A 23585-nucleotide genomic window follows, 5' to 3' on the forward strand; every position below is an offset into this window, starting at 1 on the left:
GAATTAGCAGCTTTGCAAACTTAAAACCTTTATTTTACTTACGCTGGAGAATAGACATGAAAACTAAGTCCTTAATAGCAGGGATAATTTTAGCAACTGGTTCGTCTGTTGCTATGGCTGACCAATTCTTTATCGATGTTGGCGCTGATTTTGGTGACAACTTAAGAAATCAAGCTGCTGGCTCAACTACTACTGGTTGGTTAAATCAAGCTACATACAACTACCAATCTGAAACCCTTGTTACAGATGCTGACGCAAACGGTCCTAGCGATGGTGATGCAATTACTACTACTGGTGGATTCATTAGTGGTCCAGCGGGAAGTTCAGCGATTGCTTTTAATGCTGTTGAAGGTTTCTTGCCAAACAGCTTTGGTCCTGAAAGTGACAACGATTACGGCGATTGGGGACTAACGTTCCAATTCGAACTATCTGGTTCTCTTGGTCCATCTTTAGCAACTAACTATAATTCAGGTGATATCACTTTCTATTATTTTGAACCTGGTTTTACTAACACTTCTGAATTCGTAGAGTTATTTACTCTTGATTTCGTATCAATTGTTCAAAGCTTGGGTGGTCCTTCTTTGAAAACTATGGTTAGTTCTGTAGGTGCTGGTACTGTCAATGGTGTTGCTGCTGGTGATGTTTTCAACTTCGCTGACGGTTCTATGACTGACTTACTTGGTGACATGGTTGATATCTTCTCATTCGTTGATTTCAATACTGACCCTAACGACGTAGTTGTTACTAACAACGGCGATGGTACTTTCACATTGAATGGTAACCATGATGGTTCTATCTCTTTCCAAATCCCTGAGCCTTCAAGCTTAGCGGTATTGGGTCTTGGTCTTCTAGGTCTTGCTGGTGCAGCTCGCAGACGTAAAAGCTAAGATTGCTTTAAAGCATTCTAAAAACCCGGTTTAAACACCGGGTTTTTTATTGTTTAAAGTTACAAAAATCAAAAGTTACTATTATCTTTAACCCATTTAACCTCTATATTTCCTCCAAATTTACGTCACATACTCGGCCATTCAAGATTAGATCTAAAAATCCAAGGTACAGGTAACTATAGCTAGTTTCATAAAGTCTGCATTTAGCTAAGTTACGCTTCTGTTATATATCTATAGTTGCCGTCCTAATTACCAATGAAATGCTTTTACGTTCTTAGCTGGCTTTTCTGCCAGAACTTTTTCCGTTACTACATGATTAGGTTAGACAAGAAAGCCAAGCTCTGAGCCGCTTTATAGAAAGTTTAATTTATTATTGGGTATGAAATGATGCTAAAAAGTCTAAAGCCCTACAGAAGTGGGGAGGGAGCGCCAACAGCTTGAGCTTTAGGGCTATGTTGCTGATGGCTATTATTTTGTTTTTGAAGAGATGCTAAAAAACTTAGCTAGGCTTCGATTTACCTACTGCTTTTTTAACCATTGGGAACATAATATATTTTTGGATAGGGTTTTTATTACCCCAGGGGCGCCACGTTTTTTTCGCTTTATTTTTATATGCATCAACATGCCAACCCCAAGGAGCGTGCAGCACTTCCCCTCGTTTTAGCAGTACTTTCAACACATTTGAATTTAATACTCCTGCCGCCAACGAGATTCCCATTGGTGTTGAGGGAACTTTTCCTGCCCAAAAATCTACTTTGCTTTTATCAACTAGATAGCTCAATTGCAACATAGCTGGAGATAAGCCCATGATTAGATTGTAGAACTGGTCTTCAGGTTCTAAACCTTCTAAACAGAAATATTCTTCAAATGACATTTTACCCGGCATGAAAACTAATACTGCAGTTCCCATTCCCATTGGAGCTGCAGTAATGCAAGGGATATTCTTTTCGTAACACCTCTTGAAAACCTTTCTGCGAATATCCATAGCAAAAATATCTAAACTATCAATATATAAATCTACACCGTCTAAAAAATCTTCGAGATTTTCGTCATTAATCCCTTTGTCAAAATTCTTGACACTTGATTCAGGATTGATGTTTGCCAATATATCTTCCATAACTTTAGATTTTTCTTGTCCTAAAGTTTTCATTGAAGCTCCAGCTTGGCGATTGAAGTTTACTAAATCGTACTGATCCATATCAGATATGTGGAAGTTACCTATGCCAAGCCTTGCGCAGACAATTGCGTGGTCTCCACCTACACCGCCTAATCCGCCTACTGCAACCTTACTATGTCTGAGAACATCTTGTTCTGCTTCAGTCATCCAGCCAATATTACGTGAAAATGCTTCTTTATAGTCAAACATAAATCTCGCTCTCAAAAGTAATTAGTGTCGTGGTCTATTAACGGGATATATCTAACTTCCCGTAATATCCTTGTATCGCCTATGGCTGTAATGCTTAGTCGCTATCAATCATCTATATTTGTGGGGCGAGTTCAGCTGTTATGTTGCGTAATAAGGCTTTAAAATCTTGTTTAAGGTTTTGTTCAACTGATTGAGGTTGAATATAAAATGGGGCTCGTTTCCCATGGTAATCGATTACCGGACCTATTTGTTCAAAAGGTAGTCCAACAAATCGCATACTTCTGGCTAACCTAGGCTCAACCATAACGTAACAATGATGAATATTTTTATTCAGCAAAATTGCCGTGGCAGATAAATATAATCCAACTGCAATAAATGGAAAACAGCGCAATTCTGTTTCTGAATATATTTCTTTATTGATAACACCTAAAGCTGCACCGTCGTAATTATCCATTTTCCGGCGTCTAAATTCTAATGGAACCGCTAAACGTGATATTTCACAAATATCGTTCCTAGCAAAATTATCAGGAAAAAGTTCAGGTCGTTGAATTGCATCTTGACAGTAAAGTTCAATCGGTAATTTTTGACTATCATCTGCTGAGGTTATTAACCTTACAGTGCCAGCATATTGTTTACTTGATTTATGTTGAATTAGGCAATGATAGGCATGGTCATCGAAATCATCAGTTTCGACTTTTTGAATGTTTTCAGGTTCAAAATGCAACTCTTCGCAGTACACCTGGTGACGAATACCAAAGGAGTGTTTTTTGTGCTGCTCAGACTCCGAAAATACAGGTTTTAAATAATCGGAAAAATGACCCGAAATACTGTCCGCAGAAATTTCTGTCATTACAACTTTCCTTTGTTATGTTTATTGACCATTATTAATAGGGAAACTCAAAAAATTAAAACTATGTTAATACTAAAGTGTCGGGTTAAAGTCCTTATTTGTCAAACAAATACCGCAATTTCTATGTTATACATTAGTTTAAAGTTGGCCTGAATATCATTCAAAAGAGGATTTTAATTGAAAAACTATCAGTTATCACAAATTCACATTGAAACGGCTAGGAATTCGACAGACGATTTTAACTTGTTTCATGATAAAAATCGCTGGAATTGGATTGCTGATAATCCATTTAAAGGGCCTATCGCTCTGGGATTTCAATTAGGCTGCTTTATTGAAACTCAATTTCAACACCGCCAAACTGAATTAAATACATCGGATGAAATTCAAAACTTTTCCTTCAGTGTATTTGAGTTTACGTTTGCTGGGGTTGTGAATCCTGGTGATAGCCTAACGCTGGATATCAAAGCAGGTAAAAAAACACAAACCGCGGACGGTGAGCAGCATTCTAATCGTCTTTTGTTAAAAGCAAATGACAAAGCCGTTATTTTGGGATTTAAGCGTGAGTCTGAATATAATCCTATTCAACTGCCCGATAACTTTCCAGAGGATGTTGATTGGGGAATGCGCGCAGATCGTACATTTGATCAGGCAAGCCAATGTTTTTTGAAGCGTAAATACATGATTGTTGGCAATGCGAAAAACTTCCTAACCAGTGCTTTTGGCGAGCAATCTGAATATATCGATGAATTTGCTGATAAAGTTCGCTTTCCACAAATGTACCCAATGAGTTTGCTATCTTCTGCTTTGTTGGAACGCGCCCAAGCCATCGGTCACGACTTAATAAAGGGTCCGATGATTTATTCGTCTCACAAATTGTGTATTGATAAACGACAATTAGAGAGTCTGCGCAGCAACGACGTGCTGAATATTGTTGTCACGCCAGAGATCCCTATGTCAGGCAGTGGTGCTAAAGTGAGCCACATTTGTGTGGGGTATTTAAAAGGAAATGTGCCGTTATTTATGGCGCAAATTGTACTTTTACCATTGAGTGCAATGTTAGGTAAGTAATGGTTGAGTTATTTACCAATAAATTAGCAGAACTGCTTGACTAACTATAGATTATTAGAATTTACTGCAATGGTGTGATTTTTTTGGGTAAGAATTCGTGGGCAGTGTCATAGCCAATTTGATAAAGCTCTTTTTTTTGCTCTATCGTCAGTGAAAAATCAACTGAAGAGTAGGTTCCAGTATCAACTATAATCGTGTTATGCCAATGCTCAGCGTGCACATATTCCCTTGATAGGGCTGTCATAAAGGTCTTTATCAGCATAAATATATATTCAGGTAAATGAAAAAATACCTGCCGCTTCCGTACTTGTTGTATCTGCTGACTTTTCAACCTGAAACAAACATTTTTAGCGTCACTTCCCGTCCAATTTCTAAAAAGCGCATCCTCCGCTAAAATTGCGCCATCCACCAAAAGGTGATCTCCATAGGTTTTAAAGCTAAAAATTAATGGAATAGACATTGAAAATCGAACAGCTTGAGAAACTTTTAAATCTGGCGTGGTTTGATGATTAAAGACCACTGGACCGCCACCATTAACATCTGTAGCGACTATGCTTAACTCGGTAGAGAGTTGTGAAAAGGTTTTACCTTCTAACTGCTTATCCATCCATTTTTCGAATTGGTTTCCCGAACTTAATCCTCCCTCTTTTAGCAGGCGAAATATGGAATACCCCTTAAATTGTTTAAAATCCGTTTCCAGCGATAAGGCTAATATTTTTTCCAATGGCATGCCACTACAGTACAAAGCACTGATGATAGACCCACCTGAGATCCCCACGACGTGATTAAATGACAGATTCATTTCAAGTAAAGCCTGAAGTATTCCAATATGGCAAGATAACCGAGTGCCTCCGCCTGAAAAAATAGGTACGATCTGACTTTTATTGTTATTGTATGGATGCGACATGGCTACTTCACTTCGTATAAAGCTGGTTTTCTTTCAAATATGGCTGACAATTTGGTTTTTTGCATTATTATTTTAAGCTAATTAATGGAATATGGATTTTATGTCTAGTTTGATTAAACGTTTGTTTGTATTTGTTATTTTACTTACACATTCTGCTAGTTACGCCCACAATATTGTCGATATTGTAAAAGAGGCGAAACAATCTGTAGTGGGAATTGGAATTTACGATCCAATTAAAGCGCCGCAAACCAGTTTACACGGCACAGGGTTTGTTGTTGCAAACGGACAATATATTGTGACTAATAATCATGTCATTGCTAAACCTTTAGATGAGACAGCGAAACAAAAGCGTGTGGTTTTAGCGGGAGTTGGCCGTTATCCTAAAATGTATGAGGCATACATAGTAGAAGTCGATGAATTACATGACTTAGCATTACTGCGCATTAGCACAAAATTAAAGCCTTTTCAGTTAGCGGGTAGCAATTTGATTCCAGATGGAACAGAAGTGGCTTTCACTGGGTTTCCTATTGGTGCAATCCTCGGTTTATATCCTGCAACACATCGCGGAATTATCGCATCATCGACGCCGGTGATTGTCCCAACTGAACATTCTAGTCAATTGGATGCAAAAACCTTAAAACGGTTACGAGAGCCTTACTTAGTTTACCAAATGGATGCAACTGCTTACCCAGGTAATAGTGGTAGTGCAGTATACGAAGTAGAGACTGGAAAAGTCGTTGCAGTTATTAATAAAGTGTTTGTAAAGGAAACAAAGGAAACTATTTTATCCGAGCCTAGTGGAATTACTTACTCAATACCTGTAAAATATGTCAAACAGCTTTTGCGATCGGCTAATGTAGATATAAATTAGCTTGTCGAAAAAATTTACAGTTGCACTATATTACACAAATTAAACATATATAAATCAATGGATTGTTGTGTTGGCGTGGTTTTTGCTTCTACGATCTCAATCAAGTTAATTGCGTTTTAGAAGTCGCATAAAAAGGGTTTTAATCAATGAATGAATTCGATAAGTCGTATAAAAAGGATGTTTCTGCTGTGAACAAGCGCCGTAATTTTCTTAAAAAGTCGGCCACCGGAGCAGTGATTGTTAGCCTTCCAGCCAAATCAGTCTGGGGAACCACTTGCAATGTGTCAGGTAATTTGTCAGGTAACTTGTCAACTAGTACCCATGAAAAAACCTGTACTATCCCAGTGCTAGATGACGGATGCCGTCCACACAAGTGGAAGGATCTCGACAACAATTGCAATGACATGTTCAAAAAATTACAAGACATGAATCACGGTAGTCATAGAAAAAGTGATGACAAATGTAAAAAAGAACGAGATAAGTATATTGCTAGCATTGATGCTGTTAAAGGCTACTCTCTCAATCTTCCGAAGGAATTCTTCCGTTACAGCGATGATAGTTGTGGAAATTTATTAAGCGGAAACTGTGGAAGTTCCTACCAAAAATTGGGTGCAGTATTCTTAAACGCTGTCTTTGGCTTTTATTCGGGATACGAAGGTGTTGCTCAAGCCGAAGATTTATGCAAGCAAGTGTTTGTTTTCATGTATGTGAAAGACAAAACGGGCACGCCTGTACTTGATATTGAGTTAGGTATGACTGACTATCATGCACTTAGTAACTGGGAGCCATCCTAAGAAATTAAGTAGACGTGAGTTACTATAGTCTTACTCCAGGATCTCGGATTCATCTTTTTGAAGATGGGAGTGGTCTGGGAATATACTCTGGTTATGATAGCAACACTCTGTTCATCAATTCTAAACATTTAGAAGCTCCCAAGAAGGTTGGACTCAATATTGAGTCAACCTTCGATGCAAAATTACTTCAATCTATTCTTGGTTTAAATCAGTCTGAAGCAGAATTCGTTTTCCACGATTTAGTTAAGAAGAAGGTTCTTCAAAAAGTTGTAGAGCTAGATGCAGATTATTGACACCGGTCTTTACCGCTTTTCTTTAAAATCAGATGTTAAACACGTTTCGACAGTTGCCAGTAGTTTGTATTCAGATGCTGATAGTGTTGATGGACCTGTCGACTTTTCCATTCGTCTAGTTTACGAATCATTATTAAGACGATTTATTAAACCGCAAATTAGTTTTTACTCTGATCAACATTCTCCGTTTAAACCTCTTCCAATATCTCAAGCCGCTGCCGTTCTTGAATGGGGAATGAACTGGTGTATTGCTGCCCATGAATTTGAGCGCTTATTAATTCATTCAGCCGTACTCGTTAAAAACGGCAAAGCAATTATTTTTCCTGCACTCCCTGGCTCGGGGAAGAGCACACTTACTGCCCACTTGGGATTGTCAGGCTGGGATGTTTATTCTGATGAAATGGCTATTATTGACACTTCAACCTCTATGGTTAACCCTCTTTTTAGGCCGGTTTGTCTTAAAAATAATTCAATCGATCTGATTAAGTCTTGGCATCCTAAAGCCTACTTCTCACCTATATGTAAAGATACGCAAAAGGGCGATGTAGCTCACGTTAAAGTGTTGAATTGGAAGCAATATCAGACGTTTGAAAAAGCCCCAATTGTTGCTGTAGTTTTTCCAAAATATGTAGCCCAATCCACACTAAATATTTACCAATTAACTCAATTAGATGCCTTCAACACCTTGAGTAAAAATGCGTTTAACTACAATGTACTTGGCGCTGAGGCTTTTGACGCTGTTGCTAAAATTATTAAATCTTGTCGACTTTTTGAAATTCAGTATAGTGACTTAAATGAAGTAAATGAATTTCTCAGTGAAGATGTGATCGGGTAATAAATTGTTAGACACTAAAATACTATTTCAACTATTGTTATCACCTCGTTTGGGACTGACGTTAACCTTGTCTCAATGGCAGAATGTTATTTTCATTTTCCGTGAGAGTAAGTTATTAGCTAGCTTGTATCATGTGGCTTTGCGAGATGGAAGTTTTGATCAATATCCTGAGTTTGCAAAACGCCATTTAGGCTCAGCTCAGGTTTATGCAAAGCGACAAGCTCAACAAATTCTTTTTGAAGCCGTTGAGTTTCGCCTACAATTAGAGCAGGTTGGTATTACCGCGGTCTTTTTAAAAGGAGCCGGATACACGCTGCGTAATAGTTTGAATAGTCACGGAAGAGTTTGTTCTGATATAGATGTTTTGGTAAACAAAAAAGACTTGAGTGCTGCCGAAGCGCACCTCAAGAATAATCGTTGGCAGTCTGAAGTTCTAAGTGATTACGATGAAAAGTACTATCGTCAGTGGGCTCATGAAGTACCCCCACTAATCCATATTAATCGAGCCACTGTGGTTGATATGCACCACAATCTATATCCGCCAATTAGTGGACGAACCACAAATATTGATCAATTTATCTCATCACGTTTAAAAACGGCTTCTGGTTGTTTTGTGTTGGAGCCCGCAACCACTGTTATGCATAGCATTATTCACTTATTTGCCAATGAAGATAGTAGCAGTTGGATTAGAGATTTATTTGATATTACCTTATTAATAAAAGAGTATGAAAGCGATGATTTTTGGACGTCATTAATTGACTTGTCAAAGCAGACTGATTTCGAATTCGAGTTCGTTTGTTGTATGCACGCACTAAAGTTTTATACCGATATCTCTGTTCCTGAGATAGCAAATGATTATATTGCTCGTTACAAAATGACTAAGATACAAGTTTGGTTAATGAATCACGCTATTATCCCCGCAATTTGTCCAGAACATGACTTGCTTTTAACCGCAAAAATTCGTTGGGCAAAAAAATTGGTCTATCTTCGTGGTCACTGGATAAAAATGCCATTTAACGTATTAATAAAACATTTTGCATTTAAGTCGTTTTTTGCGATTCGAGATCAAATTATGGGAAAACATCATTTTGACCCGAAATTACCTGAAAATCCCAATTGGTAATTTCAATGTTTTAGGTTTCTGTTGGTTTTACTTTTGATCTTTTTATCGAACAATAGAATTAAACTTAATCACATACTTTCAATTACATAGTTAAAAAAAACCGTGGTAATTTTGATTGCATACTCAGGTAAAATTGATACCTAAGTATTTCAATTAGCACTACTAATTCTGTTAATTTAGGTGCAAACTATGAGATTAGCAATAATCATTTTCTGGGCTTAAAAGTGAGGTTAGGTTTGACGGTTAATATCTATGAAAAGCGCATAGGCATCATTGGGTTAGGTTATGTTGGTTTACCATTAGCTGTATCGTTCGGGAAAAAATTCTCTACCCTTGGCTTTGATATCAATCAACAGCGGATTGAAGAGCTTAATCGAGGTGAAGATCACACCTTAGAGGTTTCTCCTGAAGAGTTGCAAAGTGTTACCTCATTAACCTTTTCATCTGCACCCGAAGATCTGTCCAAGTGCGATTTTATTATTGTTACCGTTCCAACACCAATAGACAAAAATCGTCAACCTGATCTGACCCCTTTGAAAAAAGCCAGTGAAATGATTGGTAAGGTGGTCAAATCTGGCGCTACTGTTATTTATGAGTCAACAGTATACCCAGGTGCGACTGAAGAAGTATGTATTCCGTTAATCGAAAAGTATTCTGGATTGAAGTTCAACCAAGATTTCTATGCAGGCTACAGCCCAGAGCGAATCAATCCAGGAGATAAAACCCATCGTCTGGAAAGCATTATCAAAGTCACCAGTGGTTCCACTCCTGAAATTGGTGATTTAGTCGATCAATTGTATCTCAGTATTATTGAAGCGGGTACACATAGGGCGTCTTCCATAAAAGTCGCCGAAGCGGCTAAAGTGATTGAAAATACCCAACGAGATTTGAATATTGCGCTAATAAATGAGTTGGCAATGATATTCGAAAGGCTCGGTATTGACACCGAAGAGGTGTTATTAGCCGCCGGTAGTAAATGGAACTTCTTGCCGTTTCGCCCCGGGTTAGTAGGCGGCCACTGTATTGGTGTTGACCCCTATTATTTGACCCATAAAGCCGAAGAGATTGGTTATCATCCTGAAGTTATATTGGCGGGCCGTCGCATTAACGACCAAATGGGCGAGTACGTGGTCAGTCGTCTAGTGAAAAAAATGCTAAACAAAAAAATCATGGTCAATGGCGCTAATGTGCTTCTTATGGGGATCACATTCAAAGAAAACTGCCCCGATATTCGCAATACTAAGGTAGTCGACATTGCCACTGAGTTGGATAACTATCATGTGAATGTCGATATCTATGATCCTTGGGCTGAATCAGAAGAGGTTCAAGCTGAATATGGATTGAAATTAGTCAGTGAACCGGAAGTGGGCAAATATGACGCTATCATTGCGGCCGTTGCCCACCAAGAGTTCAAACAAATGTCGAGCCAAGAACTTCGTGCGCTAGGTAAAGACAATTGTGTTGTGTTTGACTTGAAATATATTATTGATAAAGAAATCGTTGATTTAAGACTTTAGGACAAAGTAAATGAAAATTTTAGTAACTGGGGCTGCCGGTTTTATTGGATCTCATGTAAGTTTGTATTTGCTTGAACGTGGTGATGAAGTAGTGGGTTTAGACAACCTCAATGATTATTATGACGTGAACCTCAAGCTCGATAGATTAAAAAGAGTAGAGCAACATAAAAACAGCTATAACTTTACCTTTGTTAAAATGTCAGTGGAAGACAAAGAGTCTATGGCTGATTTGTTTGAAGAACATAAATTTGACAAAGTCGTACACCTGGCGGCACAAGCTGGTGTGCGTTATTCATTAGAAAATCCTCACGCTTATATTGATGCCAATATTGTTGGTTTTATGAATATATTAGAGGGATGTAGACACAATAAAGTGAAACACTTAGTTTATGCTTCCTCTAGTTCAGTTTATGGGGCTAACGAGTCTATGCCTTTCTCTGTGCACGATAACGTTGACCATCCAGTATCGTTATACGCGGCAAGTAAAAAGGCCAACGAACTGATGGCTCATACTTATAGTCATTTATTCAACTTGCCTACGACTGGGTTGCGTTTCTTTACCGTTTACGGTCCTTGGGGGCGTCCAGACATGGCGTTGTTCTTATTTACTAAAGCGATTTTAGAAGATAAACCGATTAAAGTGTTTAACTACGGTAACCATAAACGCGATTTCACCTACATTGATGACATAGTAGAAGGTATTATCCGCACCCTAGATCACACAGCTGAGTCTAATCCAGATTGGTCTGGTAAGAATCCAGATCCTGGAACAAGTAAAGCACCTTGGCGGGTTTACAACATCGGTAACCAATCACCTGTTCAGTTAATGGAATATATTGAGACCTTGGAAGATAACCTGGGTAAAACCGCAGAGAAAGAGCTACTGCCGCTGCAAATGGGTGACGTTCCTGATACTTACGCTGATGTTGAAGCTTTGGTTCGAGATGTTGATTACCGTCCACAAACGACAATTCAAACCGGGATTAAAAACTTTGTAGGTTGGTATAAAGATTACTTCAACGTGAATTAATCGTTTTTCAGGTTTGAAATAAGAAACGCAAGGTACTCTATATAAGAGTCACCTTGCGTTTTTATTTGTACTCAGGTTAAGAAGCGAGTTGCTCTTTCATCTTACGACGCATTTCATGCAGTAAAGGTTCGGTATAACCATTTGGCTGATCTACCCCTTCGAAAATTAGTGCCTTTGCCGCCTCAAAAGCAATAGATTTATCCAGATCTGGACACATATTGATGTATTCAGGATCTCCGGCATTTTGCTGGTCTACCAGTTTTGCCATTCTATTTAATGATGCATTGACTTGTGACTCGTCAACTATTCCATGCAATAACCAATTGGCTATATGCTGACTGGAAATTCTAAGTGTCGCTCTGTCTTCCATCAGCCCTACATCATTGATATCGGGCACTTTTGAACAGCCAATTCCCTGGTTTACCCATCTAACCACGTAACCTAAAATGCCTTGAACATTATTGTCTAATTCTCGGGTCTTAGTTTCGTCATCTAGCACTGTTCCTGGCTCCATTAAAGGAACAGTAAGGATATCGTCTAATCCATCACTATGTTGCGTTTTAAGTGTCGATTGCACTGCAAATACATCAACTTGATGATAGTGCAAAGCATGTAGAGTCGCGGCAGTGGGCGAAGGCACCCAAGCTGTATTCGCACCGGCTTTAGGATGTTGTATTTTGGCTTTCATCATTTCGGCCATGTGGTCGGGGATTGGCCACATGCCTTTACCAATTTGTGCTTTTCCAGACAAGCCAGCCGCTAAACCATGACCTACGTTATCTTTTTCATAAGCAGTTATCCACGGAAGTGTCTTCAATTGCCCTTTTAAACCAAATGGACCAAGCTGCATAGACGTATGGATTTCGTCGCCGGTGCGGTCTAAAAATCCAGTATTGATAAATACTACACGGGTTTTCGCTGCTTCTATACAGGCACTGAGGTTAATTGAAGTGCGTCTTTCTTCATCCATAATACCCATTTTTATCGTATTTTCATCTAGTCCAAGTATTTTTTCTACTTGTGCAAATAAGGCATTTGAAAACGCAACTTCTTCTGGGCCATGCATTTTAGGTTTCACTATATAGATACTGCCTTTTTCACTGTTCGAGAATGGGCTATGTCCTAATAAGTCATGTTTACCGATCAAAGAGGTGATCATGCAATCCATAATGCCTTCAGGTATTGCCTGACCATCAAACAAAATGGCATCGTTTGACATTAGCAAGCCAACATTTCGAATAAACATCAAACTGCGACCTTTCAAGCTAGTTGTTTGACCATCTAGATTTGTAAAAACCTTATCGTTACTGAGTGTTCTCTCAATGGTATTTTGGCCTTTTTGCACAGAAGTGGAAAGTGTGCCTTTCATCAAGCCTAACCAATTTCGATAAACTAAAGTTTTATCTTCTGCATCAACGGCGGCAACAGAGTCTTCACAATCCATGATAGTGGTTAAAGCCGCTTCAAGGACGATATCTTTTAATCCACTTGGGTCCGCTGCGCCAACTGGGTGCGAGCGGTCGAATTGCAACTCAATATGCAGCCCGTTGTGGGTAAGTATAATTGATTTAGGATCGTCAACTTCGCCAATGAAACCTATATATTGATCTATATCACTTAGTTGGGTTTGTTCACCATTATCAAGTTTGCAAACTAAAGTTGATTGTTCAATTGAATAGGCTATTACATTCTGATGGCTTCCCTTTTCAAGCGGAGCGGCGACATCAAGCCAGTGACGTCCGTGCTCTATAACCTTTTGCCCTCTAACACTATTATAAGGACCACTCTTATGAGCACCATTTTCTTCACTAATCACATCGGTGCCATAAAGGGCATCGTAAAGGCTACCCCATCTTGCATTTGCCGCATTAATTGCATAGCGCGCATTGTTGATTGGAACAACGAGTTGTGGACCTGCCATAGTTGCAATTTCAGGATCAACATTTTGCGTACTAATTTGAAACCCAGCAGGTTGAGGTAACAGGTAACCAATTTCTTGCAAGAACGCTTTGTAGTCAGAAAGGTTATATTGCGGATTTTGTTGGCAGTACTTATCGATTTTTACTTGTAAGTCGTCGCGCTTTTTTAACAGCGCCTGATTCTTCGGCATGAACTCCGTCAACAACTGCTCAAACCCATTCCAAAAAGTATCTAATGCTACTTCTGTTTGGCCAATTGCTTCGTCTTTAATGAAACAATCTAACTCTTCCGCTATTTTCAATTTTCCGCGAGATATATAATTTTGCATTGTAGTACTCCAAAGCTGTCCAATAGATTGATTCTACCCACTTCTTAGGAATATGTTTAATTTATGGCTTTTATCTTTGTGATAGATTTTGTGAATGTTGAAGCTGGAAGTGCCAATTAACTAAGTTGATTGGCTACTTCACTAATCAGACGACGGAACCAAATATGCCCCGCATCGTGATGGAGCAGCGCGCTCCAAGCCATTTTTAGGCCAATGGGGGGAATATCAAATGGCGGTTCTAAAATGACCACGTCAGGATCGTTGCGATACAAGTTTGCAGCTTTGCTAGGTAGTGTAGCAATTAGATTTTGAGCTTTAGCTAACTGTAAGGCAACATGATAATGTCGGGTAAATACCCTAATATCTCGCTTTTTACCTAATTTAGTTAACTCTGCATCTACCCAACCTAATTTTTGCACTTCGTTAGGATCAACACCAACACCTACTCCAAAGCCTGTTTTACTCACCCAAATGTGTTGCGCAGACAAATAACTGCTTAAATCAAAGTGCGAAACAATCGGATTACTACTTTTCAATACACAAGAAAAAGCATCATACCATATGACTTTTTGATGGAAGGAGAGGGGGAGTTCATCAAAGCGGTTAATCGCCATGTCAACTTTACCATGTTCAACATCGTGGAAAGTCACATCACTCGGTGTAATAACGTCCAAGGTGATATTCGGCGCTATTTTTCCCAGTTGACGAATGACTTCAATTAACAAGGTTGACTCTGCATAATCACTGGCCATTATGCGGAATGTTCTTTGGCTACTGGCAGGTATAAATTCTGTTTCAGGCTGAATAGTTGTTTCCAACTTGGCTAAAACATCACGCACAACAGGTTGAAGTTCCAATGCCCGTTTAGTTGGCGTCATACCGTCACTGGTGCGCACTAACAAGGGATCATTAAACAAATCACGTAGACGCTTTAAACCATTGCTCATTGCTGGTTGGGTTATGCTGAGTTGATTTGCAGCTTTGGTTACGCTTCCTTCGCGAAGCAACACATCCAGATATACCAATAAATTTAGATCAACTTTAGCAATATTCAAATTAACTTCACTTCTAAACTGATTTATCAGTGATTATACCAGCTGTATAAGGGATACCACAAAAAAAAAGCAAGACATTACGTCTTGCTTTTTTAGCGTGTTAAAAGTTAGCTTTATAAAGCAACGTCGAATTGATTCATAGTGTTGTCTTCACCTGCAGCTTTAAGGGCTTGCTCACCACTGAAATATTCTTTGTGATCGTCACCCATGTTAGAACCTGCCATCGCTTGGTGCTTAACACATGCTAAGCCTTGACGTAGTTCTTGGCGTTGAACACCTTTAACATAAGCAAGCATACCTTCGTCACCGAAGTAACCTTTGGCTAGATTATCAGTTGATAATGCAGCAGTGTGATAAGTAGGTAACGTGATTAGGTGATGGAAAATGCCAGCTTCACGAGCAGCATCTGCTTGGAAGGTGCGCACTTTTTCATCAGCTTCTATGGCTAATTGACTATCGTCGTATTTAACTTGCATAAGTTCTTCACGGTTATATTCGCTAACGTCTTTACCTGCTTCAACCCAAGCGTCGAATACTTGCTGACGGAAGTTTAAGGTCCAGTTAAATGAAGGTGAATTGTTATAAACTAATTTAGCATTTGGTACCGCTTTGCGAATTTCGTTAACCATTGCACCGATTTGACCAACATGAGGTTTCTCAGTTTCAATCCACAAAAGATCTGCACCGTTTTGCAATGAAGTTATGCAGTCAAGCACTACACGATCAACACCAGTATTGTCTTTGAATTTAAATAAACCGTTAGGTAAACGAACAGGTTTAACCAATTTACCATTTTGACGAAGGGCAAGATCGCCTTCTTGTAAGTCATCTACAGATTTAACTTCTGTGGTGTCTAAAAATGCATTGTACTGAGACGCTAAATCGCCTTCAGATGTAGATACAGGTATTTTTTGCGTCAAGCCTGCGCCTAGAGAGTCAGTTCTTGCTACGATTACACCGTCATCTACACCTAGCTCAAGAAAGGCGTAACGAACGGCATTAATTTTAGCTAAGAAATCTTCATGAGGAACAGTAACCTTGCCATCTTGGTGACCACACTGTTTAGCATCAGATACTTGGTTTTCGATTTGAATACAGCATGCGCCGGCTTCGATCATTTTCTTAGCTAACAAGTAGGTTGCTTCTTCATTACCAAAGCCTGCATCGATATCTGCAATAATTGGCACCACATGCGTTTCGTAATTGTCAATTTTTGACTGAATTTCGCTAGTATCTTTGCCTGCAGCTCTTGCTGAATCAAGCTCGTGAAATAGCTCACCTAATTCTTTTGCATCTGCTTGACGTAGGAAAGTATATAGCTCTTCTATAAGTGAAGACACAGTGGTTTTTTCATGCATAGATTGGTCAGGTAGAGGACCAAATTCTGAACGAAGTGCTGCAACCATCCACCCTGATAGGTACAAATATTTTTTATTTGTTGTACCTTGGTGCTTTTTCACTGCCAACATTTTTTGTTGTCCAATAAAACCATGCCAGCAACCTAAAGATTGAGTATATTGACTAGAGTCTGCATCATACTCTTCCATATCTTTGCGCATAATAGCCGCTGTGTATTTCGCGATATCAAGTCCGGTTTGAAAACGGTTTTGAGCTTTCATTCTTGCAGCAAATTCAGGGTTAATCGCATTCCAACCAGAACCATTTTCTTGGCATAACTGACTTACAGCGTTTAGGTCATTTTGATATTGAGACATCATATTTTCCTTATTTCTATTACATGTGTAGGGAACTGAGGCCTAGTGCATAATTATTCTGAACACATCTAGACGACTGGTATCGATTCACCTGATTATTGTTTTGTGTCGATGCAATTATCCTAGCCTCACATGGATAATAAAAAAAACGTATAATAATGATTTTCGAAATAGATATTGTGAATGTTGGTTTGTATTTCCTTAGAATTCAAAGGGTAAAGTAAATTCACCTCATCGTTGATAAGCTCAAAAAAGTGACTTTTAAATTGCCGCTAGTGGTTTATTTACTCCCTTATGTGCTGGTTTCGCGTTATTCTTTCGTTTATCACTTAGTAGTTTTAAGATTTTATGAGCAGAATTTTAGCGTCCGTTGATCAGCGCACTCAATTAGTTGGTGAAAACCGACTGGAATTGCTCATGTTCAAATTAGGTTCAAGGCACACATTTGCAATTAATGTATTTAAAGTAAAGGAAGTGATTACTGTCCCCATGATGCATCAAATGCCTGGTAGCCACGGGAATTTAAAAGGGGTGACTAATTATCGGGGAAAGTCTATTCCCATTATTGATCTACGCAAATCAATAAAGTTGCCAGATTCAACAGATATTGTTAACCAAAATGTAATCATTACTGAATACAACCGAACTGTGCAAGGTTTTCTGATTGGAGATGTAATTAATATAGTTAATACGTCGTGGGGTAATATTCAAGCCCCACCAACTACAGTTGGAAAAAATAATTATTTAACAGCAATTACGCAAATTGAAATAAATGGCAATAAAGAACTTGTCGAAATTATTGATGTTGAAAAAGTACTTGCTGAAATCATCGAATATGACACTTACATTTCTGAAGAAATATTAGATGAAGATGTGCTGAAACATTTAAACGGGCAAACAGTTTTAGTTGTTGATGACTCTTCTACCGCCCGTCTTCAAATTCGCGATACGTTAAAACAGTTGGGTATTAATATTATAGAGCGCAGTGATGGTTTGATGGCGTTGAACCTGCTGCGAGAGTGGGCAAACAGTGGTAAACAGGTAACAGACCAGATTCTAATGATGTTTACTGATGCTGAAATGCCCGAAATGGATGGCTATCGCTTGACCGCAGAAGTGAGACAAGACGAGCGAATGAGTGATTTATTTATTGCCTTAAATACCTCACTCAGTGGCAGCTTTAATGAGGCGATGGTTAAAAAAGTGGGATGTAACCGTTTTATTTCAAAGTTTCAGCCGGATTTACTCGTAAATGTGGTTCAACAACGGATGCGAGAAAAACTTCAAGAGTCCAAATAGATATTTATCTTCAATGGCTCTGCAATTTACTTTTGTGATTTTTTGTTATGATTTTTTACCCTTGTAGATCACACTGTTGTTAAGTTTAGTGAAAATACAAGAAATCGGTTTATCCAGATAAAATTTCACGTATCATTTCCCCTGAAATTATTTTTACTAACCTTTGGAGATAGAATGAAGTGGCTTTCGGTTTTTACATTATTGCTGTTTGTTTCTGTAGCGCAAGCTAGTCAAGAAAAACCTAAAAACATTATAATGGTAGTTGGCGACGGCATGGGGCCTGCGTACACCACAGCATATCGTTATTTTGCAGACAAAAAGTCTTCGCCAGTCATTGAACCAACGGTCTTTGACCGACATTTAGTTGGGATGGCGAGCACTTATCCGGCTAGAGTAAGTGGTTATGTAACCGACTCCGCTGCAGGTGCTACCGCTTTGTCTGCTGGAGTGAAATCATATAACGGCGCCATCGCTGTGGATGAGAACAAAAAATCGGTTAAAACGGTACTTGAACAAGCTCGTATGAATGGCTTAAAAACAGGTGTCGCTGTGACATCACAAATTAATCATGCAACCCCAGCCTCTTTTGCAGCGCACAATGAAAGTCGCCGCAACTACGATGCAATAGCAGACAGTTATTTTGACGACAAAGTGAATGGTCAATTTGCACTAGATGTAATGTTAGGTGGTGGTTGGAAATACTTTATTCGTGATGATCGTAATATAGTTGAGCAGTTTCAATCGGCGGGTTATCAATATATTGATGATTTAGCGCAACTAACTTCCCTTAAACCTGGACCTGTTATTGGACTATTTGGCGATGAAGGCATGCCTTGGGCCCTGGATATGCCAGGAAAACAGCGTCTACCTGCATTGGTGAAAACAGCGGTTAAACAGTTAACTAACGATAAAGGTTACTTTTTATTAGTAGAAGGTAGTCAGGTTGATTGGGCTGGACACTCAAATGATATTGCATCTGCTATGGCAGAGATGCATGACTTGGCGTTAACTCTGGAATGGTTAGAACAATATGTTCAAGAGAATCCAGATACCTTAGTGGTGGTGACTGCCGATCATAGTACTGGTGGTTTTACAATTGCAGCTAATGGCAACTATCAATGGAATCCTGATCCGTTAAAAAATCTGACACAGTCTCTAAGCTCTTTGGCAAAATCAATGGCAAATAGTGAAACACCGTTAGACACCGCAGAAGCAGGGTTGGGTTTTGAACTGAATGAAACTGAAAAGTCACTTTTGCAAAAAGCGGATTTGAAAAACAGTAAAGCACTTTATGTTCAGCTTAAAAAATTGATGGATATTCGTTCAAACTCAGGTTGGACTAGCTCGGGTCATACTGCCGTGGATGTTCAAATTTTTGCTATGGGCGCAGGAAAAGAACACTTCCATGGTCATATGGACAATACTGATATTCCAAAAGTTATTTTTGAATTAATGCAATCTGAATAGTCATCAATTGGCAAAGTTAGCAGTCAAGTCGCTTTCCTGATTTGGCTGCTAATACCCTGTTAACTCCATAAACCCTAACCCCTTATGACTGCCCTCAATTGACACTGCTCCCTCATAATAGGGAAACATGCCACGATTATATTGGTCCTTTTTAAATGCTGAAACGCGAATATCAATTTGGTATTGGGGTAAGGATATCGACCAATTGAGAGGTATTTTCACACCATCAATTTCTGAGTAGCCATTAATTGAAGCGACAATATCTTGTTCAGTTAGGTGAGTTTTATCTCCATTTGAACTTATTAAACTGCCGAACCAGGAATTCCTCAATTGCCCATGACGAACCTGATACAACATAAGTTTACGACCATCTTGTAGATGCAATGAAAACCAGTCCCAGCCTTCGGTTGCCTGATCTGACAGGCCTGCACTCCATTCGTGATCGAACCAACCTTGCCCAGAAACTTCAATTTTTGCGGTGGGTAACTCGATCACTCCAGTAATATCAATAAATGGCTGACTATAATACATTGAGGCGTGCTGATGGTTACTAAGCTTAATACTGTAACCATTTTCACCGTGCAAAACGTAAGGACCACTTGCTTTCATTGTGAGTCTTATATTAACGTCTTCATTGAGGTTAAAATTCAATGTGGCTGGAAATAAATCTGCTGATTCTGAACGCCATTGCCAGTCATCTAAATACGCCGTAAAAGCGTTAGAATTCGCTGCTAACGAAACATCTGCATTACCAACGCCTCCTCGGGCGAACACCTCTTCAAACCAATCATCGGTTTTAGAGCTTAATTTCCCATGGCTCATATATAGTTGCCCATCGCTCCAGTTAGAATCGGTAACCCCCCCTGAAAAACGGAATAGCGTCCACTGCAGCGGATATTGATTTCCTTGCTGGTCAAACAGGTTAGCGGTTAAGTACCACCATTCAATGGCAAATTCTGGATGGCTTAAATGATCTTGCGGAAATTTAATTTTTAATTCTGTATGGGCTTTTGCGCTGGAAAAGTTTTCTTGGTTTAGTAAGCCTCCATACATGCCAGAAGAAGGTTTATCAGCTTCCGAGCAGGCAGTTAATACTAGGCTTGTTAATAGTATTACGTTCAGCAGTCTTATCCATTTAGCCATTTTATATCCTCAATAGGTGGCTTCAATATTGCCTTAGCTGCAGGTAAAACAACAACGAATAGCACGACAGCCAAACTGGAACAAACTAGCTGTACAATCGTTTTTAATTCAATAATCAAAGGATAAGACCAGTGAAAAGCTTGTACATTGATAAGGTGGATCAGTAGCCAGCTAAGTAAAATGCCAAATGGTATCGCCAGAGCACAAATGAACAAACACAACACAGTGTATTGAAACAGCGTGAGGATTAAAATTCGAAGGGTTGGGATGCCTAAAGAGCGGATTAAAGCGCGCTGAGGTTTATTGTCAAAATCTATCACGCTAAGGGAAGATGCTAATGAAAAAGCAGCGACCAATAGGGTGATGATATTGAGGCTTTGGGTCACCACAAATGTGCTATCGAATGTTTGCATTGATGTTTTCAGCACTTCCTGTGTTTCCATGATTTGTGCTTCTGGAATTTGCATTGCTATTCGCTTTTTCAGTTCAGCCAACCAAGATTGATCAGGTGCTTGATTGAATAAGGCGATCACGTGTCGGCCGATTAATTGATCTTTTATTAAATCCTCAGAAATGAATGCCTGTGGTTTGGGATTACCATAATCATAGTAGATAGCAACAACTTGCATCGATAACTTAGAATTATCACGCCGAGATATCTCTATTTTTTGCCCTAATTTAAGTTGCTTTGAAAGGGCAAACTGTTGATTAATAAAAATGCCGTTACCATCGATAAAGGTGTTCCAAGGTGCAGATAAAGAACGTTCAAATAACAACGCTTTTTGGTGCTCAACATTACTTGGATAGGAGCGAATTTGAATTGGACTCCCTTGATAGCTTGCCGTTTCTTGCTGCCGAATAACGGGGTTAACAGTAGGGTAGTTTTGTTTAATTAAGGAGATAACTTGGTCTGTATTCTTAGTATAAATGTAGCCATCGGCATTGAGACGTTGGGTTATCCATGAATCCGTTGCAACTCGAAAACTGTTGACCATTAAATTCATACCAACATTTGCCGCTACAGCGATAAAAAAGGCACAAAAAGCAATGCTACTTTTGTTTGAAACGCGTTTTGCGTCCGCCAAACTCCAACGTAAAGTCGGCATTTTATGAGGAATTAGCCGAATAACCACCGAAAGTAACTTGGGTAATATAAACAAAACCATGAAACAGCCACTGATTATCAACAAAGCAATAATCACAAACGAACCAAATATGTCTGCGTCGCTAAAATAAACCAATATGCTGATTAAAATTGATATGAGTGAAAATGCTAACCATTTGTTCTCATTATTTGTTCGTGGAGTTGAAGCACTTATTGAGCCTATTTGATGATTAACCAAACGCAAGGGCAAGGCTGCGGCGAGGCTTAAACCAATAATGCTGGCTAGCAAAACTTGCAAATATAAAGTGAACCAAGAAAATGTCTGAAAACCTACTTTTACATCATACAAGCTCTCAAGAGTTTGGTTTACCGCAGGCGATAACCATTGCGATATTTCGATCCCTAAGATTACGCCTATAGCACTGCAAATCACGGCTAAACCCAACATTTCAATGATGCTAGCGATAAACACGGCTGATACTGGCACCCCCTGTTGTCTTAAAATCTTGAACATGGGTACGCGTTTAATCATTAATAAATTTAACGCATTTAACACTACAAACATGCACACCACGAACATGAGTAGTCCCATCGCGAACAGGTTAAGGTGAAAGCTGGCAGTCAGTTGGTTAGCGTCTTCTGCAGTCTTTAATTTGACTAATTTTAGATGTGTTGGCAGCTTAATTGGCGGAGGCCGTTTGTCGTCATAATTTCCCACAACCAACAGATAAGAAATCGTCTTGTTATCGAATTGGTTAAATAAGGTTTCAATGTCGCTGACAATTTGATTATTTAACCCCGCAGTTTTTATCTGGCTAATAGGGCCTATTGATAGCTGAGAATTGAGTGTTAAATAATTATCTGAGGAGAGTACTTTTTTGGCAATTAATTGCTTAGCATACTCGGGGTGAAGCATGAATTTTATATTTGGAGAAAACCACCCAATGGAATCCTCGGACGAATTGGAATTCAAATGCCCGTTGTTTAAGCTCATTAGCGCATAATAATCGATTCCAATAAAAACTAGGGTGCTGTTATCTATCGCCTCAACTTCCATGCGCGATAGCGCAACTATATTTCGGTGTCCACTTTTCCGTAAATTGGCATAATCTGCCTTGGAAATTGACGCTCCTTGCTTGGCATAAATCGCGTAGTGTACGTCTGCAAACAACGGCAGGTTTGCATCGTTGTAACTGCGTTTGGCGGTCTCATTTATGACTAGAACAGAAGAGAAACCAGCACATCCGATAATGATTGCTAACAATACAGTAAAAATTCGATATCTTTGCAATCGATAGCTTTTTAGGATCACCCACAATACAGCATGAATTAATTTAATCATTAGCTTGAAGGGTTAGCTTTTTGTCGCTCAAGTGATAGTGGAGGTGGGCTTGCTTGGCCAGTTTATGGCTGTGAGTAACCATAACCAGCATAGCGTTGTGCAAAGAACACAGTGATAACAGTAAATTAGCTACTTTGTCGCTATTTTTGTCGTCAAGATTACCAGTGGGTTCATCGGCTAATATTAGTTGTGGTTTATGAGACAAAGCTCTGGCGATGGCTACTCGTTGCTGCTCACCTCCAGACAAATCCATGGGCATTTTATGGCGTTGCTTCGCAATGCCTAACTCCTCCAACAGACTAAGCAGATATTTTTCATCTAAATTTTGGTTTAAACGAGCAGGAAAACACACATTTTCCCAAACCGATAAACATTCAATGAGGTTGAATTTTTGGAAAACAATGCCGATAGATTTTTGTCGATAGGCATCACTAGCCTTAGAGGAGAATAAACAGATATTTTGCTGGTTAACTATTATCGAGCCTGTATCTGGTTTGTCTAAACAAGCCAACAAATGCAGCAGTGTTGACTTACCAGAACCAGACTCGCCAGTAATTGCAATTTGTTGCTTAGGAGCAATAGTTAAATTTAGATTGTCTAAAACAGAGGTTAATTGCTTTCCGTCTTGGTAAGACTTAGATAGCGCTTCAATCTTAATCATTGCACCACC

At 39.1% G+C, this 23585-nt stretch carries 20 protein-coding genes; 11 read left to right on the top strand and 9 right to left on the bottom strand.

Going from position 1 to position 23585, the window contains the following annotated elements; all coding sequences use genetic code 11:
• Positions 1 to 56: 56 nt before the first annotated feature.
• Positions 57 to 887 carry a PEP-CTERM sorting domain-containing protein gene (locus ABWV72_RS07345; protein ID WP_353369634.1) on the top strand — a complete coding sequence of 277 codons (831 nt, stop codon included), beginning with the start codon at positions 57 to 59 and terminating at the stop codon, positions 885 to 887.
• A gap of 499 nt (positions 888 to 1386) precedes the next feature.
• Here ABWV72_RS07345 and ABWV72_RS07350 read toward each other — a convergent pair whose 3' ends face one another.
• Complete coding sequence (locus tag ABWV72_RS07350; protein WP_216049994.1) at positions 1387 to 2253, bottom strand: ThiF family adenylyltransferase; 867 nt, start codon at positions 2251 to 2253, stop codon at positions 1387 to 1389.
• A gap of 112 nt (positions 2254 to 2365) precedes the next feature.
• Positions 2366 to 3103 carry a PEP-CTERM/exosortase system-associated acyltransferase gene (locus ABWV72_RS07355; protein ID WP_216049995.1) on the bottom strand — a complete coding sequence of 246 codons (738 nt, stop codon included), beginning with the start codon at positions 3101 to 3103 and terminating at the stop codon, positions 2366 to 2368.
• 177 nt (positions 3104 to 3280) lie between these two features.
• Here ABWV72_RS07355 and ABWV72_RS07360 point away from each other — a divergent pair, with 177 nt between their 5' ends.
• Complete coding sequence (locus tag ABWV72_RS07360; protein WP_353369637.1) at positions 3281 to 4171, top strand: hypothetical protein; 891 nt, start codon at positions 3281 to 3283, stop codon at positions 4169 to 4171.
• Positions 4172 to 4232: 61 nt separating this feature from the next.
• Here the strand turns inward: ABWV72_RS07360 and ABWV72_RS07365 are convergent, their stop codons facing one another.
• Complete coding sequence (locus tag ABWV72_RS07365; protein ID WP_353369639.1) at positions 4233 to 5078, bottom strand: patatin-like phospholipase family protein; 846 nt, start codon at positions 5076 to 5078, stop codon at positions 4233 to 4235.
• A gap of 100 nt (positions 5079 to 5178) precedes the next feature.
• Here ABWV72_RS07365 and ABWV72_RS07370 point away from each other — a divergent pair, with 100 nt between their 5' ends.
• The 7 genes from ABWV72_RS07370 to ABWV72_RS07400 all read left to right on the top strand — a co-directional run bounded on the left by ABWV72_RS07370 (position 5179) and on the right by ABWV72_RS07400 (position 11541).
• Entirely contained in the window at positions 5179 to 5949 is a 771-nt protein-coding gene (locus ABWV72_RS07370; protein WP_353369641.1) for a S1 family peptidase, read from the top strand.
• 146 nt (positions 5950 to 6095) lie between these two features.
• The gene (locus tag ABWV72_RS07375; RefSeq protein WP_353369643.1) at positions 6096 to 6743 is read left to right on the top strand and encodes a hypothetical protein; all 648 of its coding nucleotides are present in this window, start codon (positions 6096 to 6098) and stop codon (positions 6741 to 6743) included.
• A 14-nt stretch (positions 6744 to 6757) separates the two neighbouring features.
• The gene (locus tag ABWV72_RS07380; RefSeq protein ID WP_353369645.1) at positions 6758 to 7036 is read left to right on the top strand and encodes a hypothetical protein; all 279 of its coding nucleotides are present in this window, start codon (positions 6758 to 6760) and stop codon (positions 7034 to 7036) included.
• A complete protein-coding gene (locus tag ABWV72_RS07385) occupies positions 7023 to 7871 on the top strand; it encodes an HprK-related kinase A (RefSeq protein ID WP_353369647.1) in 849 nt (282 codons plus the stop codon). The genes ABWV72_RS07380 and ABWV72_RS07385 overlap by 14 nt, the downstream gene beginning before the upstream one ends.
• Before the next feature lie 4 nt (positions 7872 to 7875).
• Positions 7876 to 8994: a nucleotidyltransferase family protein gene (locus ABWV72_RS07390; protein ID WP_353369649.1), complete on the top strand. Its 1119-nt coding sequence runs from the start codon at positions 7876 to 7878 to the stop codon at positions 8992 to 8994.
• 236 nt (positions 8995 to 9230) lie between these two features.
• A complete protein-coding gene (gene tviB, locus ABWV72_RS07395) occupies positions 9231 to 10511 on the top strand; it encodes a Vi polysaccharide biosynthesis UDP-N-acetylglucosamine C-6 dehydrogenase TviB (RefSeq protein WP_353369651.1) in 1281 nt (426 codons plus the stop codon).
• 10 nt (positions 10512 to 10521) lie between these two features.
• Entirely contained in the window at positions 10522 to 11541 is a 1020-nt protein-coding gene (locus ABWV72_RS07400) for an NAD-dependent epimerase (RefSeq protein ID WP_353369653.1), read from the top strand.
• A gap of 76 nt (positions 11542 to 11617) precedes the next feature.
• Here ABWV72_RS07400 and ABWV72_RS07405 read toward each other — a convergent pair whose 3' ends face one another.
• From ABWV72_RS07405 to ABWV72_RS07415, 3 genes are all read right to left on the bottom strand, one after another.
• The gene (locus ABWV72_RS07405; protein ID WP_353369655.1) at positions 11618 to 13789 is read right to left on the bottom strand and encodes a malate synthase G; all 2172 of its coding nucleotides are present in this window, start codon (positions 13787 to 13789) and stop codon (positions 11618 to 11620) included.
• Between the two features lie 116 nt (positions 13790 to 13905).
• Positions 13906 to 14844: a LysR family transcriptional regulator gene (locus ABWV72_RS07410; protein WP_216050005.1), complete on the bottom strand. Its 939-nt coding sequence runs from the start codon at positions 14842 to 14844 to the stop codon at positions 13906 to 13908.
• Between the two features lie 113 nt (positions 14845 to 14957).
• On the bottom strand, positions 14958 to 16559 hold the full coding sequence (locus tag ABWV72_RS07415) for an isocitrate lyase (RefSeq protein WP_216050006.1): 1602 nt from the start codon (positions 16557 to 16559) through the stop codon (positions 14958 to 14960).
• Between the two features lie 348 nt (positions 16560 to 16907).
• Here ABWV72_RS07415 and ABWV72_RS07420 point away from each other — a divergent pair, with 348 nt between their 5' ends.
• The gene (locus tag ABWV72_RS07420; RefSeq protein ID WP_353369658.1) at positions 16908 to 17858 is read left to right on the top strand and encodes a chemotaxis protein CheV; all 951 of its coding nucleotides are present in this window, start codon (positions 16908 to 16910) and stop codon (positions 17856 to 17858) included.
• Between the two features lie 174 nt (positions 17859 to 18032).
• Entirely contained in the window at positions 18033 to 19325 is a 1293-nt protein-coding gene (locus ABWV72_RS07425) for an alkaline phosphatase (RefSeq protein ID WP_353369660.1), read from the top strand.
• A gap of 48 nt (positions 19326 to 19373) precedes the next feature.
• Here the strand turns inward: ABWV72_RS07425 and ABWV72_RS07430 are convergent, their stop codons facing one another.
• Genes ABWV72_RS07430 through ABWV72_RS07440 form a run of 3 tightly spaced genes read right to left on the bottom strand, consistent with a single transcriptional unit; the run spans position 19374 to position 23576 of the window.
• Positions 19374 to 20468 (bottom strand): lipocalin-like domain-containing protein, encoded by a 1095-nt coding sequence (locus tag ABWV72_RS07430; protein ID WP_353369662.1) that lies wholly within the window; start codon positions 20466 to 20468, stop codon positions 19374 to 19376.
• Positions 20453 to 22915, bottom strand: a complete 2463-nt coding sequence (locus tag ABWV72_RS07435) for an ABC transporter permease (protein ID WP_353369664.1) — start codon at positions 22913 to 22915, stop codon at positions 20453 to 20455. Before ABWV72_RS07435 ends, ABWV72_RS07430 begins: the two co-directional genes overlap by 16 nt.
• Positions 22908 to 23576: an ABC transporter ATP-binding protein gene (locus ABWV72_RS07440; RefSeq protein WP_353369666.1), complete on the bottom strand. Its 669-nt coding sequence runs from the start codon at positions 23574 to 23576 to the stop codon at positions 22908 to 22910. Before ABWV72_RS07440 ends, ABWV72_RS07435 begins: the two co-directional genes overlap by 8 nt.
• Positions 23577 to 23585 lie beyond the last annotated feature (9 nt).

Source organism: Aliiglaciecola sp. NS0011-25 (assembly GCF_040370605.1).
Classification (GTDB): Bacteria; Pseudomonadota; Gammaproteobacteria; order Enterobacterales; family Alteromonadaceae; genus Aliiglaciecola; species Aliiglaciecola lipolytica_A.

Bases quoted from the DNA above. Each gene is read 5' to 3' on its own strand.
- ABWV72_RS07345 (WP_353369634.1), top strand. From the start codon at position 57: ATGAAAACTAAGTCCTTAATAGCAGGGATAATTTTAGCAACTGGTTCG.
- ABWV72_RS07350 (WP_216049994.1), bottom strand. From the start codon at position 2,253: ATGTTTGACTATAAAGAAGCATTTTCACGTAATATTGGCTGGATGACT.
- ABWV72_RS07355 (WP_216049995.1), bottom strand. From the start codon at position 3,103: ATGACAGAAATTTCTGCGGACAGTATTTCGGGTCATTTTTCCGATTAT.
- ABWV72_RS07365 (WP_353369639.1), bottom strand. From the start codon at position 5,078: ATGTCGCATCCATACAATAACAATAAAAGTCAGATCGTACCTATTTTT.
- ABWV72_RS07370 (WP_353369641.1), top strand. From the start codon at position 5,179: ATGTCTAGTTTGATTAAACGTTTGTTTGTATTTGTTATTTTACTTACA.
- ABWV72_RS07375 (WP_353369643.1), top strand. From the start codon at position 6,096: ATGAATGAATTCGATAAGTCGTATAAAAAGGATGTTTCTGCTGTGAAC.
- ABWV72_RS07385 (WP_353369647.1), top strand. From the start codon at position 7,023: ATGCAGATTATTGACACCGGTCTTTACCGCTTTTCTTTAAAATCAGAT.
- ABWV72_RS07400 (WP_353369653.1), top strand. From the start codon at position 10,522: ATGAAAATTTTAGTAACTGGGGCTGCCGGTTTTATTGGATCTCATGTA.
- ABWV72_RS07405 (WP_353369655.1), bottom strand. From the start codon at position 13,789: ATGCAAAATTATATATCTCGCGGAAAATTGAAAATAGCGGAAGAGTTA.
- ABWV72_RS07415 (WP_216050006.1), bottom strand. From the start codon at position 16,559: ATGTCTCAATATCAAAATGACCTAAACGCTGTAAGTCAGTTATGCCAA.
- ABWV72_RS07420 (WP_353369658.1), top strand. From the start codon at position 16,908: ATGAGCAGAATTTTAGCGTCCGTTGATCAGCGCACTCAATTAGTTGGT.
- ABWV72_RS07425 (WP_353369660.1), top strand. From the start codon at position 18,033: ATGAAGTGGCTTTCGGTTTTTACATTATTGCTGTTTGTTTCTGTAGCG.
- ABWV72_RS07430 (WP_353369662.1), bottom strand. From the start codon at position 20,468: ATGGCTAAATGGATAAGACTGCTGAACGTAATACTATTAACAAGCCTA.
- ABWV72_RS07435 (WP_353369664.1), bottom strand. From the start codon at position 22,915: ATGATTAAATTAATTCATGCTGTATTGTGGGTGATCCTAAAAAGCTAT.
- ABWV72_RS07440 (WP_353369666.1), bottom strand. From the start codon at position 23,576: ATGATTAAGATTGAAGCGCTATCTAAGTCTTACCAAGACGGAAAGCAA.